This is a genomic window from Modestobacter versicolor, from assembly GCF_014195485.1.
GTDB classification, from domain to species: domain Bacteria; phylum Actinomycetota; class Actinomycetes; order Mycobacteriales; family Geodermatophilaceae; genus Modestobacter; species Modestobacter versicolor.
Genome location: NZ_JACIBU010000001.1, coordinates 3374356 through 3388303, shown reverse-complemented (window position 1 = coordinate 3388303; position 13948 = coordinate 3374356). Strand labels below are relative to the sequence as shown.

Below are 13948 nucleotides of genomic sequence, written 5' to 3'. Positions count from 1 at the left end.
GGAGTCCTCCATGCGCACCCGTCCCGCCCTCCGCGGCGCCGCCCTCCTCGCGGCCGCGCTCGTGATCACCAGCTGCGGCTCCGACGCCGACGACGACGCCGCCGGCAGCGGTGGCGGCGGGGAGGCCTCCGGCGCCTCGTCGGACGCCTTCCCGGTCACCGTGCCCACCGCCTTCGGCGACGTCACCGTCGAGGAGGAGCCCGTGCGGGTGGTCGCCCTCGGCTGGGGCGACGCCGAGACCGCGCTCGCCCTCGGCGTCCAGCCGGTCGGCGCCAGCGACTGGCTCGCCTTCGGCGGCGAGGGCGTCGGCCCGTGGGCCGAGGGCCTCTACGACGAGGCGCCGGAGATCATCGAGACCCTGGAGCCCAGCTACGAGGCGATCGCCGCGCTGGAGCCCGACCTGATCCTGGACACCAAGTCGCCGGCCACCCAGGAGCGCTACGACACCCTCAGCGCCATCGCGCCGACCATCGCCCAGCCCGAGGGTGCCGACCCGTACCTGACCGGGTCGGCGCAGCAGCTGGAGATGATCGGCCAGGCGCTGGGCAAGGCCGACGAGGCCGCCGACCTGCAGGCCGAGATCGACCAGGCCTTCGCCGACGCCGCCGCGGCGAACCCGGCGTTCGAGGGCACCGAGGTGGCCGTGGCCGCCTACAGCTCCGAGGGCTTCGGCGCCTACGTCCGCGGTGACGCCCGGGTCGACTTCATGGAGCAGCTCGGCTTCACCCTGAAGCCCGCGATCCAGGAGCTGGCCACCGACAGCTTCTTCGTCTCGGTGAGCGAGGAGCAGCTGCCGCTGCTGGACGCCGGCCTCACGGTCGCCTTCCCGATCTTCGTCCAGGCCAGCGAGATCACCAGCAACCCGCTGTGGCAGGCGATCCCCTCGGTGCAGGCCGGCCACGGGATCGTGCTGGAGGACGAGACCCTGGTCAGCGCGTTCTCGATCGGCACCCCGCAGGGCATCCAGTACGCCCTGGAGAACGCCGTCCCGCTGTTCGCCGACGCGCTCGGCTGACCTCCCCGGCCGGCACGCCCGGCCGACGCACCACCCGGCGCCGCCGGGCGGGCTGCCTCAGGGCAGCAACCGCCCGGCGGCGTCGACGTCCCAGGCCCCGGCCGCGGCGACCAGCCGGGCACCGAGGTCGGCCAGCAGGGCCGCCCCCTCCGCCGCGGAGGCGCCGGCCGGGTCGCCGAGGACGCCGTCCGGGCTGACCGCCCGCACCCCCTCGGCCCGCAGGCGAGGCAGCAGCTGGCCGATCGGGGTCGTGTCGCCGGCCGCCGCCAGCGCCTCGCGCACGGCTGCTGGTTCCACGTGCAACACCATCGACGTCTCGGTGCGCCCGGCGTGCGCGTCGGCGCCCGGCACCCCGCACGGGAACCAGGCGACGTCCCGCCCCTCGGCGCGCAGCCGGGGCACCGCGGTGCGCAGCGCCTCGATGTTGCCGCCGTGCCCGTTGACCACCAGCAGCCGGCCGGCCCAGCGGCCGACCGACCGCCCGTACTCCACCAGCAGCGCGGTCAGCGCCTCGGTGCCGATCGAGATGGTGCCGGGGAAGTCCTCGTGCTCACCGCTGGCGCCGTACGCCAGGGCCGGGGCGAGCACCGCGCCGTCCAGCCGGCCGACGGCGTCCTCGGCGACCACCTGGGCGACCACCGTGTCGGTGGTCAGCGGCAGGTGCCGGCCGTGCTGCTCGACAGAGCCGAGCGGGACGACGACCAGCGGCGCCCGTCCCTCGAGCTCGGGCCAGGTGGCGTCGGTCAACCTCACGCCCGGGGACCCTGCCAGACGGGGTGCCGCCCGCCGGTGCACGGCCCACGACGGCAGCGAGAACGAGGAGGTCGACCTGCGCTGACCCTCAGCCGGCGAAGACGGCGCTGAGCGCGGCCGCCACGTCGCGGTGGTCGCGCACCAGCCGCAGCCGCCCGCGGCCGGCCCGGGCCAGGTCGCGGCCGAGCTCGACGTCGTCCTCGCCGGAGGTGTCCAGCAGCACGTCCAGCCGGGGCAACCGGGCCGCGGTCAGCCGCGGGTCGGGCCCGGCGTTGTGCACGCAGTCGGACAGCAGCAGCACCCGGGCGTCCCGGGCCGGGACGCCGGCCAGCTGCCGCGCCGCCGTCTCCAGGGCGAAGGTCACGTTGGTCAGCCCCTGGGTGGGCACCCGGAGCAGCAGGTCCAGCACGGCCAGCGGCGCCACCTGCTCGCCCATCCGCACCAGGACGGCGGCGTCGGACCAGAAGGCGACGACGGCCAGCCGGTCGCGGGCCAGCTCCCCGGCCAGCGCGCCGACCGTGGCGGCCGCGGTGCGCACCCGCTCACCGCGCATCGACCCGGACACGTCGACGACCAGCACCACCGATCGCCGCTGCCGGACCCGCTCGCGCACGACGACGTCGGTCGCCTGAGGGTACGGCTCCCCGGCGATCGCCTCCAGGGTCCGCTCCAGGTCGAGCTCGTCGGACCCGCCGCTCCACGGCGTGCTGGTCAGCTCACCGGCCCCGCGCCGCGACCGCCGGTCGCGCTGCGGACGCGGCACCGCCAGCCGGCGGGCGATCTGCCGGGCGCGGGCCCGGGTGAGCTGGTCGGCCGCGCTCCCAGTGGCGAGGTCGGCCAGCGGGACGAGGTCGGCCGGCTCGTCCGTGGTGCCGGACGCCGTGCCGCCGGCCCGGGTCGCCGCCGCGCGGGCGCGCCGCCGGTCACCGGAGGAGAGCGCCAGCCCACCCCCGCCGCGCGCGGGCTCGTAGAGCGACGGCTGCTCGGTGAGCTGCTTGGGCCGGCGGCGCAGCGGGCGCATGCCCCGCACGGCGCCCGGGCGGTCCCGCCGGGTGACCGGCGAGTCCGCCTCGACGGCTCTTCAACCCGGCTCGGCCGCCGCCGGCTGGAGCAGGAAGTGGTCCTCCCAGATCTGCCGGAGGACCGCCTCGGGGGTGGACTCGAGCGTCTCGTCCAGGAAGATCCGGCCGGACAGCGCCAGCAGGACGGCGTCCAGGACGACGTCGGTGTACTCCTCCGGCAGCCCGCGCGGCGGGGCGACCGACGGCTCGTCGGGCAGCGGCACCCCGCGCATGGCGGCCAGCTGGGCGGCCACCAGGGCGGTGTCGATCGCACCGCGGACGCTGCTGCCCTGCCGGACGTCGTCCCGCTCCCGGGTGGCCCGGGTGAGGGCCACCGCGTCGGCGACCAGCCGCGGTGACTCCACGCCGGTGCGCCGGCCGACGATGCCGCGTTCGGCCTCGGCGTCCTGGTAGCCGATGGCCAGCCGGCACAGCCGGTCGTGCACCGAGGTCGACAGCCGGGTGGTGCCGACGTTGTCGTAGGGGTTCATCGAGGCGATCACCCGGAAGCTGGGCAGCGCCTCGACCACACCGACCCGGGGGATGGCCATCCGGCGCTCGGCCATCGCGGTGAGCAGGGTGTTCAGGGTGTCCTCGGGCGCGCGGTTGAACTCCTCGACGTAGAGGAAGCCGCCGGTGCGCATCGCCTCGACCAGCGGACCGGGGACGAAGTTGCCCGGCGAGTAGTCCTCGCGCAGCACCCGGGCCGGGTCGTGGTGACCGACCAGCCGGGTGGGGGTGAGGTCGGCGTTGCCCTCGACGAACACCAGCGGGATGCCCCACTCGGCGGTGATCGAGCGCAGCAGGGTCGACTTCGAGGTGCCCGGCGGCCCCTCGAGCAGGACGTCGCGGCCGGCGGCGACCGCGGCCAGCAGCAGGTCCAGCTCGCGGGCCCGGCCCACCAGGTGGCGGGCCACCCGGCCGCGGACGGCGCGCACGGAGGCCCCGTCGTCGCCGGTGACCCGGCTGCCGGTGACCAGCGGGTCGCTGTCGCGGACGTCGTCCTGGCTGATGGCGCACTCCTCGATCGGGGCGCCCGGTGCCGGAGCCGGCACCGGGCGCCTCGGCCTACTTGACGGTGTAGCCGGCGTCGACCGGGAGGGTCACGCCGGTGATGTAGCGGGCCTCGTCGGAGACCAGGAACAGGATCGCGTTGGAGATGTCGACCGGCTCCACCCACGGCACGGGCAGCGCGTTCGTCGACTGGAAGATGGGCTCCGCCTTCTCCCGGCTGGGCGCCGGGTCGTCCGGCGCGAACAGCCCCCAGGTCTTCTCGTTCTGGATCATCACGGTGTCCACCCCGGTCGGGTGCACCGAGTTGACCCTGATCGAGTGCGCGGCGAACTCGTTGGCCAGCGTCCGCATGATCCCGACGACGCCGTGCTTGGCGGCGGTGTAGTGGATCGTGTTCGGCGTCCCCTTGAGGCCCGCCGTGGAGCTGGTGAGCACGATCGCCCCGCCCCGGCCGCCCTCGATCAGGTGTGGCAGGGCCACCTTGCAGGTGTTCCAGACGCCGGTGAGGTTGATGTCGATCATCTCGCGCCACGCGTCGTCGGTGACCTCCAGCGCCGGCTGGATCTCGAAGACCCCGGCGTTGGCCAGCACGATGTCCAGCCGGCCGAGCTGGGCGACGCCGTCGTCCACCGCCGCCCGGAGCGCCGCGGTGTCCCGGACGTCGGCCTTCGTGGCGACGATCCGCCGGTCCAGCGCCTCGACCTGGCGCACCGTCTCCGCGAGGTCCTCGTCGGTGGCCGGCGGGTACATCTGGATCGACTCCACCGGGCCGGCGATGTCGACGGCGATGATGTCCGCGCCCTCCTGGGCCAGCCGCAGCGCGTGGCTGCGGCCCTGGCTGCGGGCGGCACCGGTGATGAACGCGACCTTGCCCTCGACGCGACCGGCCATCACTTGATCACCGAGCCCGCGTCGACGGGCAGCTGCACGCCGGTGACGTACCGGCCGTCGTCGCTGACCAGGAACAGGATCGCGTTGCTGATGTCGACCGGGTCGACCCACTGGACCGGCAGCGCGTTCAGCCCCTGGAAGGCCTCGCCGACGTCCTCGCGGGTGATCTCCGAGGCCGGCTTGTCCGGCCGGAAGACCCCGTAGGTCTGGTCGTTGTGGATCATCATCGTGTCCACCGACGTCGGGTGCACCGTGTTCACCCGGATCATGTCCGGCGCCAGTTCGTTGGCCAGCGTCTTCATCAGCCCGACGACGCCGTGCTTCGCGGCGACGTAGTGGGCCAGGTTGGCCATGCCCTTGATGCCGGCGGTGGAGCTGGTGATCACGATCGCCCCGCCGTTGCCACCGGCCCGCAGGTGCGGGACGGCGGCCCGCACCGTCTTGAACACGCCGGTGAGGTTGATGGCGATCATGTCGTCCCACAGCTCGTCGGTGAGGTCCTCGACCGGGGCGAAGCTGGCGATGCCGGCGTTGGCCAGCACGATGTCGAGCCGACCCAGCTGGGCGACCCCCTCGTCGACGGCGGCCTTCAGCGCGGCGGTGTCCCGGACGTCGGCCCTGCTGGCGACGATCCGCCGGTCGAGCGCCTCGACCAGCCGGACGGTCTCGTCCATGTCCTCCTGCGTGGCCAGCGGGTACCCCACCGACCCGACCTGGTCGAGCAGGTCGACGGCGATGACGTCGGCGCCCTCCTGCGCCAGCCGGACGGCGTGGCTGCGGCCCTGACCGCGCGCCGCACCGGTGATGAAGGCGACCTTGCCCTCGAGCTTGCCCATGGTGCTGTTCCTCTCCTGTGGTCCCCCGCTGTGGACGTACCTGGACGCGGTCGGACCCCGGGGGTCAGACCGCTCGGGCCCCGGTCGGGGCGGCGGCCGCCGGCCGCCCGGTTCGCGGGTGCCAGGCCGCCGGGCCGCGCAGGTACCAGGGACGGGAGAGCTGGAGGGAGGCCAGGGCGGGGAGCGGTCGGCGGCAGTCGACGACGGTCACGTGCTCCCCTCCCTGGTCGCGCCGGTGGACGTGCGGTCAGCCGAGCTGCAGGCCGGCCAGCGGGGACTCGTCGCAGATCTTCGCCGGCGGGACGGCCGGCATGCCCAGCAGCGTGGGCTGGCCGCGGACCGGACCCTTGTGGCTGTGGTCGAGGTGGCTCTTGGGCATGACCGCCGCCTGGTCGCGGGCGGCCAGCGCCGTCTCGCCGTAGCCCTGCACGCACTCCGGGTCCGGGCCGTCCAGCGGCAGGCCGGTGAAGAACTTGGCCGCCATGCAGCCACCGCGGCAGGAGTCGAAGTGCTGGCACTTGGTGCAGGCGCCACCGGTCTGCGGGTTGCGCAGGTCGGCGAACAGCTCGCTGTGCTGCCACACCTGCTGGAAGCCACCGGGCGAGCGCACGTTGCCGGCCAGGAAGTTCTCGTGGATGGCGAACGGGCAGGCGTAGACGTCGCCCACCGGGTCGATCAGGCACACGACCCGGCCGGCACCGCAGAGGTTCAGCCCGGGCAGCGCCTCACCGAACGCGGAGAGGTGGAAGAACGAGTCGCCGGTGAGCACGTTGTCGCCGTTGGCCAGCAGCCACTGGTACAGCTCCCGCTGCTGGGCCTGGGTCGGGTGCAGCTGGTCCCAGACGTCGGCGCCGCGGCCGGACGGGCGGAACCGGGTGATCCGCAGCTGGGCGCCGTAGCGGTCGGTGAGCGCCTTGAAGTCGTCGAGCTGCGAGACGTTCTCCCGGGTGACGACGACGGAGACCTTGAAGTCCTTCATCCCGGCCTCGGCCAGGTTCTCCAGCGCGCGGGTGGCGGTGGCGAAGGAGCCGGTGCCGCGGACGGCGTCGTTGACCTCGGCCGTGGCGCCGTCCAGGGAGATCTGCACGTCGACGTAGTCGGTGGCGGCCAGCTGCGCGGCGCGGGTCTTGTCCAGCTTGATGCCGTTCGTGGAGAACTTGACGCCGACGTCGTGGCCGACGGCGTAGTCGAGCAGGTGCCAGAAGTCCGGGCGGACGGTGGGCTCGCCGCCGCCGACGTTGACGTAGAAGACCTGCATCCGCTGCAGCTCGTCGATGACCGCCTCGGCCTCGGCGGTGGACAGCTCCCGCGGGTCGCGCCGCCCGGAGGAGGACAGGCAGTGCACGCACGCCAGGTTGCAGGCGTAGGTGAGCTCCCAGGTCAGGCAGATGGGGGCGTCCAGGCCGTACTCGAACTGGTCGATCAGCCGCCCACCGGTGGGGCGCTGGGTGGTGGGACGGGACGGCAGCACTGCGGTCACGCGGACTCCTCGGGGCGGCGTTCGATCATCTGCGAGCGCGCGAGGGTGGCCAGCGCGGTCACGTAGGCACGGTGCTGCGACGCGGGCACGTCGCAGGCGGCCAGGGTGCTGGGGACGTCGGGGTGCTCCTCGAGCGCCTTGACGACGGCGACGAGCGGCATCGACTTCAGGAAGGACAGCTTGCGGTTCCCGAAGTGGTAGACCAGCGCGCCGAACGGCTCGGGGCGCAGGGCGACCGAGCGGGACTTCCGCCAGCCGACGCCCGGGTCGAAGGGCGCCTCGTCAGCGGGGACGGTGACCGACCCCGCGACCGGCGTGCTGCCGGCCGGGGAGTCGGTCACGAGCGCCTGGTCCATCGACGGGGCGTCGATCAGTACACCCCGCACATGCCGTCGATGGAGACCTCCTCCACGAGGGACTCCTCGACGAGGGCCTCCTCGGTGGCCGGGGCCTCCGTGATCGCCGGGGCCTGGACCTCGTCCTGCGTCGTCTCGGGCACGCTTCCTCCGGGGTGAGCTGGGTCACGGAACGACCCGGACGCTAGTGGCACTCAGTGCCACGGGCAAGCCCTGCTGCGCACGTCCGGTCCGGACACCCCGAGGACGGGTGGTGTCGACGGCCGATCCCGGTCCGGATGCCCCCGGGGCAGGGCAGGATGGGGGCATGACCCAGACCGTGGTCTCCCCCGAGGCACGCGAGGACACCCGCACCCGGATCGAGGCCGCCGCCCTCGGCCTGTTCACCGAGCACGGCTTCGAGCGGGTGACCACCGACGAGATCGCCGATGCCGCGGGCATCAGCCGGCGCACGTTCTTCCGCCACGTGACCGGCAAGGCCGACGCCGTCTGGGGCGACTTCGACAGCCACGTGCTCCGGCTGGAGGCGATGCTGGCCGCCACCGCGGGCGACCAGTCGGTGCTCGCCTCCATCTGCGCCGCCTACGTGGAGGTCAACGACTACGCCGAGGCCGACCTGCCGATGCTCCGGCAGCGGATGCGGCTGATCCTCACCGAGCCGGCGCTGCAGGCGCACTCGCAGGTGCGCTACGCCGCCGTCGACCGGGTGGTCGCCGCGCACGTGGCCCGGCGGACGGGGGTGCAGCCCGACGCGCTGGTGCCCCGGCTGGTGGCGATCAGCACCCGCGCGGCGGCCACGACCGCGTTCGAGGTGTGGCTCGCCGACGGCCGGATCACCCTCGGGGCCGCGCTGCACCAGGCCTTCGACGAGCTGGCCGGCGGGTTCCCCTCGCTGCGCTGACCGCCCCGCGGAAACCCGTGGACACCCGGCCGGCGCGCGGTGAGGCTGACCGGATGACGGCCCGGGTCTGGCAGACCACCGTGGACAGCCGCGACGCCCACGCCCAGTCGGTGTGGTGGGCCGCGGTGCTGGGCTACGCCGAGGACCCCGACGACCCGAACGAGCCCGGCCACGAGGAGTGCCTGCTGCTCGCGCCCACCGGCGACCAGCGGCTGCTGTTCATCGAGGTGCCCGAGGCCAAGACGGTGAAGAACCGGCTGCACCTGGACCTGGTCCCCGCCGAGGGCACCCGGGACGAGGAGCTGGCGCGGCTGCTGGCACTGGCGGCGCAGGTGGTCGACGACCTCCGCCGTCCCGACGGCACCGGGTGGGTGGTGCTCGCCGACCCGGAGGGCAACGAGTTCTGCCTCCTGCGCAGCGACGCCGAGCGCGCCGCCACCGGCTGAGCCGCCCTCGCAGCAGGCTCACAGCGACGACCCGGCCCGCGTCCAGACGCCGGGACGACGGTGGGGTCACGCCCAACCCGGAGGTGCCCCGTGCTCACCGTCGTCGTCCTCGTCGCGTTCTTCGCCCTGCTCACCCTCGCCGACCTGCTCCCGGGTCAGGCAGACGCCCCCGGGCTGGTCGCGCCGCTGCGCTGAGCCCGTGACGCCCACCCCTGCCGCTGGAGCCGGCCGAAGCCGTCCAGCAGCAGGTCGAGGGCGAACTCGAACTCGAACTGCTCGTCGCACCCCTCGCCGACCCGGCCGAGGTCGCCCCCGGTCGCGGCCGTCGCGATCTCCAGGACGTGCGGGTACCGCTGCCCGAAGGCGCGCACCACCGCCTCCTGCTCCGCCGGGTCGGCCGGCGCCGGGTCCTCGCGCGGCGGCTCCTCGAACAGCTCGGGGCTGAACCCCCACATCCGGTTGCCCAGCGCGTGCATGACGTGGTGGGTCAGGTCCACGGAGAACCCGCCGGCCCGGAACTCGCCGGCCAGCGCGTCCATGTAGCCCAGCACGGTGGGCGTCCGGCGGGTGCGCGACTCGATCGCCCGGCGGGCCCACGGGTGCCGGAGGACCGCGCGGCGGGCGGACAGCACGCGCCGGCGGACGGCGTCCTGCCAGTCCAGCGCCGGGTCGACCGGCTCGACCTCGCCCAGGACGGCGTCGACCATCCCGTCGAGCAGCTCGTCCTTGCTCGCGACGTGCTTGTACAGCGCCATCGGGACGACGCCCAGCTCCTGGGCCAGCCGCCGCATGCTGAGCGCCTCGACGCCCACCTGGTCGGCCAGGGCGACCGCGGCCTGCAGCACCCGGTCGCGGTTCAGCGGCACCCGTCGTCCGCGCTCGGTCATCGTCCCTCCTTGACAGGTGTACACCGTACACCTACCGTCCTCGGCCACAGGTGTACGCCGTACACCTCGGTGGGAGAGGTGGACGGTCATGCGCTCGACGAGGACGACGGCAGTGGTCACGGGGGTGTTCTTCGTGGTCGCCGCGGTGGCTGCGGTGATCGGCCTGGCGCTGTACGCGCCGGTGCTCGACGACCCGGGGTACGTCCTGGGTGGCGGTGCGGACACCCGGGTCCTGCTGGGCGGCTTCTTCGAGGCCGTGCTGGTCGCGAGCGTCATCGGCACCGGCGTGGCGCTGTACCCGGTGCTCCGGGAGCACGGGCCGGGCCTCGCCCTGGGCTATGCCGCCGGCCGCACGCTGGAGGCCGCGGTGATCGCGGTGGGCATCGTCAGCCTGCTGGCCGTCGTCACCCTGCGCCAGGACGCCGCGGCGGGCTCGGGTGCGGACGCCGACGCGCTGGTGACCGCCGCGCGGGCGCTGGTCGCCGTGCACGACTGGACGTTCCTCGTCGGCCCCGGCCTGGTCATCGGGGTGAACAGCCTGCTGCTGGCGGTGCTCGTGTACCGGTCCCGCCTGGTGCCCCGGCCCATCGCCGTCCTGGGGCTGGTCGGCGGGCCGCTGGTCTTCGCCTCGTCGACGGCCGTGCTGTTCGGCGCGTACGAGCAGCTCTCCGCGCTCGGCGGGCTGGCCGCGGTGCCGGTGGCCGCGTGGGAGATGGCGCTGGCCGGCTGGCTGATCGTCAAGGGGTTCCGGCCGGCGGAGGTGCCGCAGCCGCCCCGGCAGCCGGCGTTCAGCTGACCCGGGGACCGGACGTGGGGCCTGCGCACCGCAGGCCCCGACCCCCACGTCCGGTCCCTGCCGGTCAGACGGTGGAGCTCTTCTCGGTGGTGCCGCGCAGCACCTCGCCGGGGCGCTGCTGCTCGCCGGCGTAGGAGCTGATCACGACGAGCGTCCCGGTGATCGCCGGGATGACCCACTGCAGCTGGTCCAGCCGCGTCTGGGCCGCGGCGATGTCGGCCCGCGCGCGCTTCGAGGGCTTGGTGCCCCGCTTCGACGGGGTGGCGCCGGCCTGGGAGACGATCTTGCCGAGCACCCGGGAGTACGCCGTCACGCCGAGGGCCGCCGCGGTCAGCACGGTCTTGGCCGCCGACATGGCACCGACACCCTGCTGCTGGGCGACGCGGTCCTTGTTGGCGCCGAGCTGGCCGACGCTGCCGATCAGGTGGGCACCGATGGCGGCGGCGTTGACCGGCGTCCACCGGTCCCAGCCGGCGTTGGCCACCGCGCCGGTGGCCTTGTCGCTGCCGGCCTCGGACGCGGCTGCGTTGAGGGAGACGGCGTTGGCGAGCGTGCCACCGAACCAGGCGGCGAGGCCGACGTCGTGGAGGGAACGGGAGACGGTGTTGCGGGCCATGAGTGAGCTCCTGCGGTCGGGGGTCGTTGGACCTCCGGTACCCGTCGGTTTCCGTCGCACGCTTCCTTTCTGCTCCGTCGGCGATGAGGAGCGAGCCGGCGGTCGGTCCTTGCTCCACCGAGAGCCACCGCCGGCGAGAGGACCCCGTCATGCTCACCCCCCGAGAGACCGCCGAGGCCTTCTCCGGCCACCGCTTCGAGGACGCCTACCCGGCGCTCGCCCCTGACGTGCGGTGGACCACCGCCGGGCAGGGGACGCTCACCGGCCGGCAGGCGGTCGTCGACGCCTGCGAGGCCACCCGTGCCGAGCTGGTCGGCACGGCGGTGGAGTTCTCCCGGTTCGTCGTTATCGCCGACGGGGACGCGGCCGCGGTGGACGTCATCGCCCGGTACGTCGCCACGGACGGCGAGGTCAGCGTCGTCTCCTCGTGCGACGTCTACGGCTTCGCCGACGGGGTGCTGACCGAGATCACGTCCTACGCGGTCGAGCTGGACCCGACGCGGTAGGACTTCTGCATGGGCAGTCGCACGCACTCCGACTCGATCGTCGTCCGGGTGACTCCGGAGGAGCTGTACGACCTGGTGTCGGACGTGCCGCGCACCGGCGAGTGGAGCCCGGTGTGCCGGGCGTGCTGGTGGGACGAGGGCGCGTCGGGGCAGGTCGGCGACTGGTTCACCGGGCGCAACGAGACGCCGGCGCGCACCTGGGAGACCCGTAGCCAGGTGGTGGCCGCCGAGCGCGGCCGCGAGTTCGCCTGGCAGGTCGGCGCGGGCGTCGTCCGGTGGGGCTACACGCTGGAGCCGGTGCCCGGCGGCACCCGGCTGACCGAGAGCTGGGAGTTCCTCCCGGCCGGGCACGACGTCTTCCGGGAGCGCTACGGCGACCAGGCCGAGGCCCAGGTCGCCGACCGGACCCGGGCTGCCCGCGAGGGCATCCCGGCGACGCTGGCGGCGATCAAGCGGATCGCCGAGGCCGGCTGAGGCCCTCGTCAGAGCACGGACCACCTCGGAGGCAGCGGGGCCCGGCCGGTCGCGGCGAGCAGCAGCGCCCCGGCCAGGCCCCCCGCGACCGCGAGGTCGCCCACCAGGCCGAGCGCCTGCGCGGCGGTGGTCGGCGGGACGTCGGCGGGCAGCCCGAGCGCGGTGGCGAGGTCGGCGGTGTGCACGGCCAGCTCGAAGGTGCGGGTGGGCAGGTAGTCGGCCAGCCGCATGCCACCGCCGAGGGTGCTGACCAGCTCCGAGCCGTCGCACCCCTCGACGAGCCGCAGCACCCGTCCGGCGGTCTCGGCGACGGCCGCGGCCGGGTCGCCTCCCAGCGCCACCCCCGCCTCGCGGCCCCGCGCGGTGACCGCGGGGTCGGCCGCGGCTGCCCGGGTGGCCCGGTAGTACTCGGCGGCGGAGCCGACGGCCACCTCGGACGCCGGGCGCGCGAGGTAGGTCTCGACCGTGAGCAGCGCCCGGCCGGTGTGGCCGACGAGTGCCCGGACGTCCCACTCGCCCAGCCCCGGGGCGCTCCAGCGGTCACCGACGGCCCGGACCGTGCCCACGAACCAGCCGGCGGCGTCGGCGTACGCCCGGCGGGACTCCTCCCAGGCCCACTCGGTCACGGCCGTCGATGCCCCAGGAACTCGGCCAGCCCGGCGAGCAGCCGGTCGACGTCGGTGTCGTCGTTGTACGGGGCGAGCCCGACCCGCAGGCCGCCGGTGTCGCCCAGCCCCAGGTGCCGGGAGGCCTCGAGCGCGTAGAAGGAGCCGGCCGGGGCGTTGACCCCGCGCTGCGCCAGGAAGCGGTGGGCGTCGGCGGCGTCCCGCCCGTCCAGGGTGAGCAGCAGCGTGGGCGTGCGCCGGGCGGCCCGCGACCACAGGGTGACGCCGGGCAGGCCGCGCAGCCCCTCCTCGATCCGCTGGCGCAGCCGGTCCTCGTGCTCCTCCAGCGCGGCCATCGAGGCGGTCACCCGGGTCCGCCGGTCGCCCTCGGGCCCGGCGATGCCGGCCAGGAAGTCGATCGCCGCGGTGGTGCCGGCGAGCTGCTCGTAGGGCAGGGTGCCCAGCTCGAACCGCTCCGGGACGGCGTTCGTCGAGGGCAGCAGCTTGTCCGGGTGCAGCGTCTCCAGCAGGGCCGGCGCGGCGACGAGGCAGCCGCAGTGCGGGCCGAGGAACTTGTAGGGCGAGCAGACGTAGAAGTCCGCGCCCAGCGCCGCGACGTCGACCGGCGCGTGCGCGGTGAGGTGCACGCCGTCGACCCAGGTCAGCGCTCCGGCCTGGTGCGCCAGCGCGGTGATCGCGGCGACGTCGGGCCGGGTGCCGATCAGGTTGGAGGCGCCGGTGACGGCGACCAGCCGGGTGCTCGGCGACAGCAGCGCCCCGACCACGGCCGGCTCCAGCTCGCCGGTCGCGGGGTCGAAGTCGGCCCAGCGCACCGTCGCGCCGCGCGCCTCGGCCGCCTGCACCCAGGGGCGGATGTTCGCGTCGTGGTCGAGCCGGGTGACCACCACCTCGTCGCCCGGCCCCCAGCCGGCCGAGAGCACCCGGGACAGCTCGTAGGTCAGCGCCGTGGCGCTGCGGCCGAACACCACCCCGCCCGGGTCGCCGCCGGTGAGGTCCGCGACGGCCTGCCGGGCGGCGACGACGACGGCGTCGGCGTTGCGCTCGGCCTCGGTGACCGACCCGCGGTTGGCGATCGGCGCGAGCAGCACCGCGGCCATCGCCTGGGCCACCTCGCTGGGTGTCTGCGAGCCGCCCGGGCCGTCGAAGTGGGCGGCGCCGGCGGACAGGGCGGGGAAGGAGGCGCGGACGGCCGCGACGTCGAGAGTCATCGCCGGCTGACGTTAGCGGGGACTCGGCGCGCCCTCCCGACGATCATGGCGCCCGGACGGCGACACCCCGGCGCGTCGGCGT

The 13948-nt window shown here is 74.8% G+C and carries 18 protein-coding genes; 6 read left to right on the top strand and 12 right to left on the bottom strand.

Translation table 11 applies throughout. From position 1 onward, the window contains the following. Positions 1-10: 10 nt before the first annotated feature. Entirely contained in the window at positions 11-1015 is a 1005-nt protein-coding gene (locus FHX36_RS16535) for an iron-siderophore ABC transporter substrate-binding protein (RefSeq protein WP_110553553.1), read from the top strand. 57 nt (positions 1016-1072) lie between these two features. Here the strand turns inward: FHX36_RS16535 and mftE are convergent, their stop codons facing one another. The 8 genes from mftE to mftA form a co-directional block, all read right to left on the bottom strand. Further along, positions 1073-1768 carry a mycofactocin biosynthesis peptidyl-dipeptidase MftE gene (gene mftE / locus FHX36_RS16530; protein ID WP_183513910.1) on the bottom strand — a complete coding sequence of 232 codons (696 nt, stop codon included), beginning with the start codon at positions 1766-1768 and terminating at the stop codon, positions 1073-1075. Between the two features lie 88 nt (positions 1769-1856). Continuing rightward, complete coding sequence (locus FHX36_RS16525; protein ID WP_110552613.1) at positions 1857-2789, bottom strand: vWA domain-containing protein; 933 nt, start codon at positions 2787-2789, stop codon at positions 1857-1859. Between the two features lie 60 nt (positions 2790-2849). Continuing rightward, positions 2850-3884, bottom strand: a complete 1035-nt coding sequence (locus FHX36_RS16520; protein ID WP_258372776.1) for an AAA family ATPase — start codon at positions 3882-3884, stop codon at positions 2850-2852. Positions 3885-3897: 13 nt separating this feature from the next. Continuing rightward, positions 3898-4734 carry a mycofactocin-coupled SDR family oxidoreductase gene (locus FHX36_RS16515; RefSeq protein WP_110552604.1) on the bottom strand — a complete coding sequence of 279 codons (837 nt, stop codon included), beginning with the start codon at positions 4732-4734 and terminating at the stop codon, positions 3898-3900. Beyond that, positions 4734-5570, bottom strand: coding sequence for a mycofactocin-coupled SDR family oxidoreductase (locus FHX36_RS16510; protein WP_110552605.1), 837 nt, complete (start codon positions 5568-5570; stop codon positions 4734-4736). The genes FHX36_RS16515 and FHX36_RS16510 overlap by 1 nt, the downstream gene beginning before the upstream one ends. Positions 5571-5817: 247 nt before the next feature. Beyond that, positions 5818-7050 (bottom strand): mycofactocin radical SAM maturase, encoded by a 1233-nt coding sequence (gene mftC / locus FHX36_RS16505; RefSeq protein ID WP_181428795.1) that lies wholly within the window; start codon positions 7048-7050, stop codon positions 5818-5820. Then, positions 7047-7391 (bottom strand): mycofactocin biosynthesis chaperone MftB, encoded by a 345-nt coding sequence (gene mftB / locus FHX36_RS16500; protein ID WP_258372777.1) that lies wholly within the window; start codon positions 7389-7391, stop codon positions 7047-7049. The genes mftC and mftB overlap by 4 nt, the downstream gene beginning before the upstream one ends. A gap of 29 nt (positions 7392-7420) precedes the next feature. After that, the gene (gene mftA / locus FHX36_RS24005) at positions 7421-7549 is read right to left on the bottom strand and encodes a mycofactocin precursor MftA (protein WP_220035970.1); all 129 of its coding nucleotides are present in this window, start codon (positions 7547-7549) and stop codon (positions 7421-7423) included. A 164-nt stretch (positions 7550-7713) separates the two neighbouring features. Here mftA and mftR point away from each other — a divergent pair, with 164 nt between their 5' ends. Both mftR and FHX36_RS16485 read left to right on the top strand, forming a co-directional pair. Beyond that, positions 7714-8307: a mycofactocin system transcriptional regulator gene (gene mftR, locus FHX36_RS16490; protein ID WP_110552606.1), complete on the top strand. Its 594-nt coding sequence runs from the start codon at positions 7714-7716 to the stop codon at positions 8305-8307. 53 nt (positions 8308-8360) lie between these two features. Beyond that, complete coding sequence (locus FHX36_RS16485) at positions 8361-8753, top strand: VOC family protein (protein ID WP_110552618.1); 393 nt, start codon at positions 8361-8363, stop codon at positions 8751-8753. A 155-nt stretch (positions 8754-8908) separates the two neighbouring features. On the opposite strand, the gene FHX36_RS16480 is transcribed toward FHX36_RS16485, so the two are convergent. After that, positions 8909-9640, bottom strand: coding sequence for a TetR/AcrR family transcriptional regulator (locus FHX36_RS16480; protein ID WP_110552607.1), 732 nt, complete (start codon positions 9638-9640; stop codon positions 8909-8911). Positions 9641-9728: 88 nt separating this feature from the next. On the opposite strand from FHX36_RS16480, the gene FHX36_RS16475 reads away from it, so the two are divergent. Next, a complete protein-coding gene (locus FHX36_RS16475; protein ID WP_110552608.1) occupies positions 9729-10436 on the top strand; it encodes a DUF4386 domain-containing protein in 708 nt (235 codons plus the stop codon). Positions 10437-10500: 64 nt separating this feature from the next. Here the strand turns inward: FHX36_RS16475 and FHX36_RS16470 are convergent, their stop codons facing one another. Further along, positions 10501-11052, bottom strand: a complete 552-nt coding sequence (locus FHX36_RS16470; RefSeq protein ID WP_110552609.1) for a hypothetical protein — start codon at positions 11050-11052, stop codon at positions 10501-10503. A gap of 149 nt (positions 11053-11201) precedes the next feature. On the opposite strand from FHX36_RS16470, the gene FHX36_RS16465 reads away from it, so the two are divergent. Continuing rightward, positions 11202-11558 carry a nuclear transport factor 2 family protein gene (locus tag FHX36_RS16465; RefSeq protein ID WP_110552610.1) on the top strand — a complete coding sequence of 119 codons (357 nt, stop codon included), beginning with the start codon at positions 11202-11204 and terminating at the stop codon, positions 11556-11558. A gap of 9 nt (positions 11559-11567) precedes the next feature. Continuing rightward, positions 11568-12032 carry an SRPBCC family protein gene (locus FHX36_RS16460; RefSeq protein WP_110552611.1) on the top strand — a complete coding sequence of 155 codons (465 nt, stop codon included), beginning with the start codon at positions 11568-11570 and terminating at the stop codon, positions 12030-12032. Positions 12033-12040: 8 nt separating this feature from the next. Here the strand turns inward: FHX36_RS16460 and FHX36_RS16455 are convergent, their stop codons facing one another. Then, entirely contained in the window at positions 12041-12658 is a 618-nt protein-coding gene (locus FHX36_RS16455) for a maleylpyruvate isomerase N-terminal domain-containing protein (protein ID WP_183513909.1), read from the bottom strand. Continuing rightward, entirely contained in the window at positions 12655-13866 is a 1212-nt protein-coding gene (locus FHX36_RS16450) for a cysteine desulfurase-like protein (protein ID WP_110554390.1), read from the bottom strand. The genes FHX36_RS16455 and FHX36_RS16450 overlap by 4 nt, the downstream gene beginning before the upstream one ends. Positions 13867-13948: the final 82 nt, after the last annotated feature.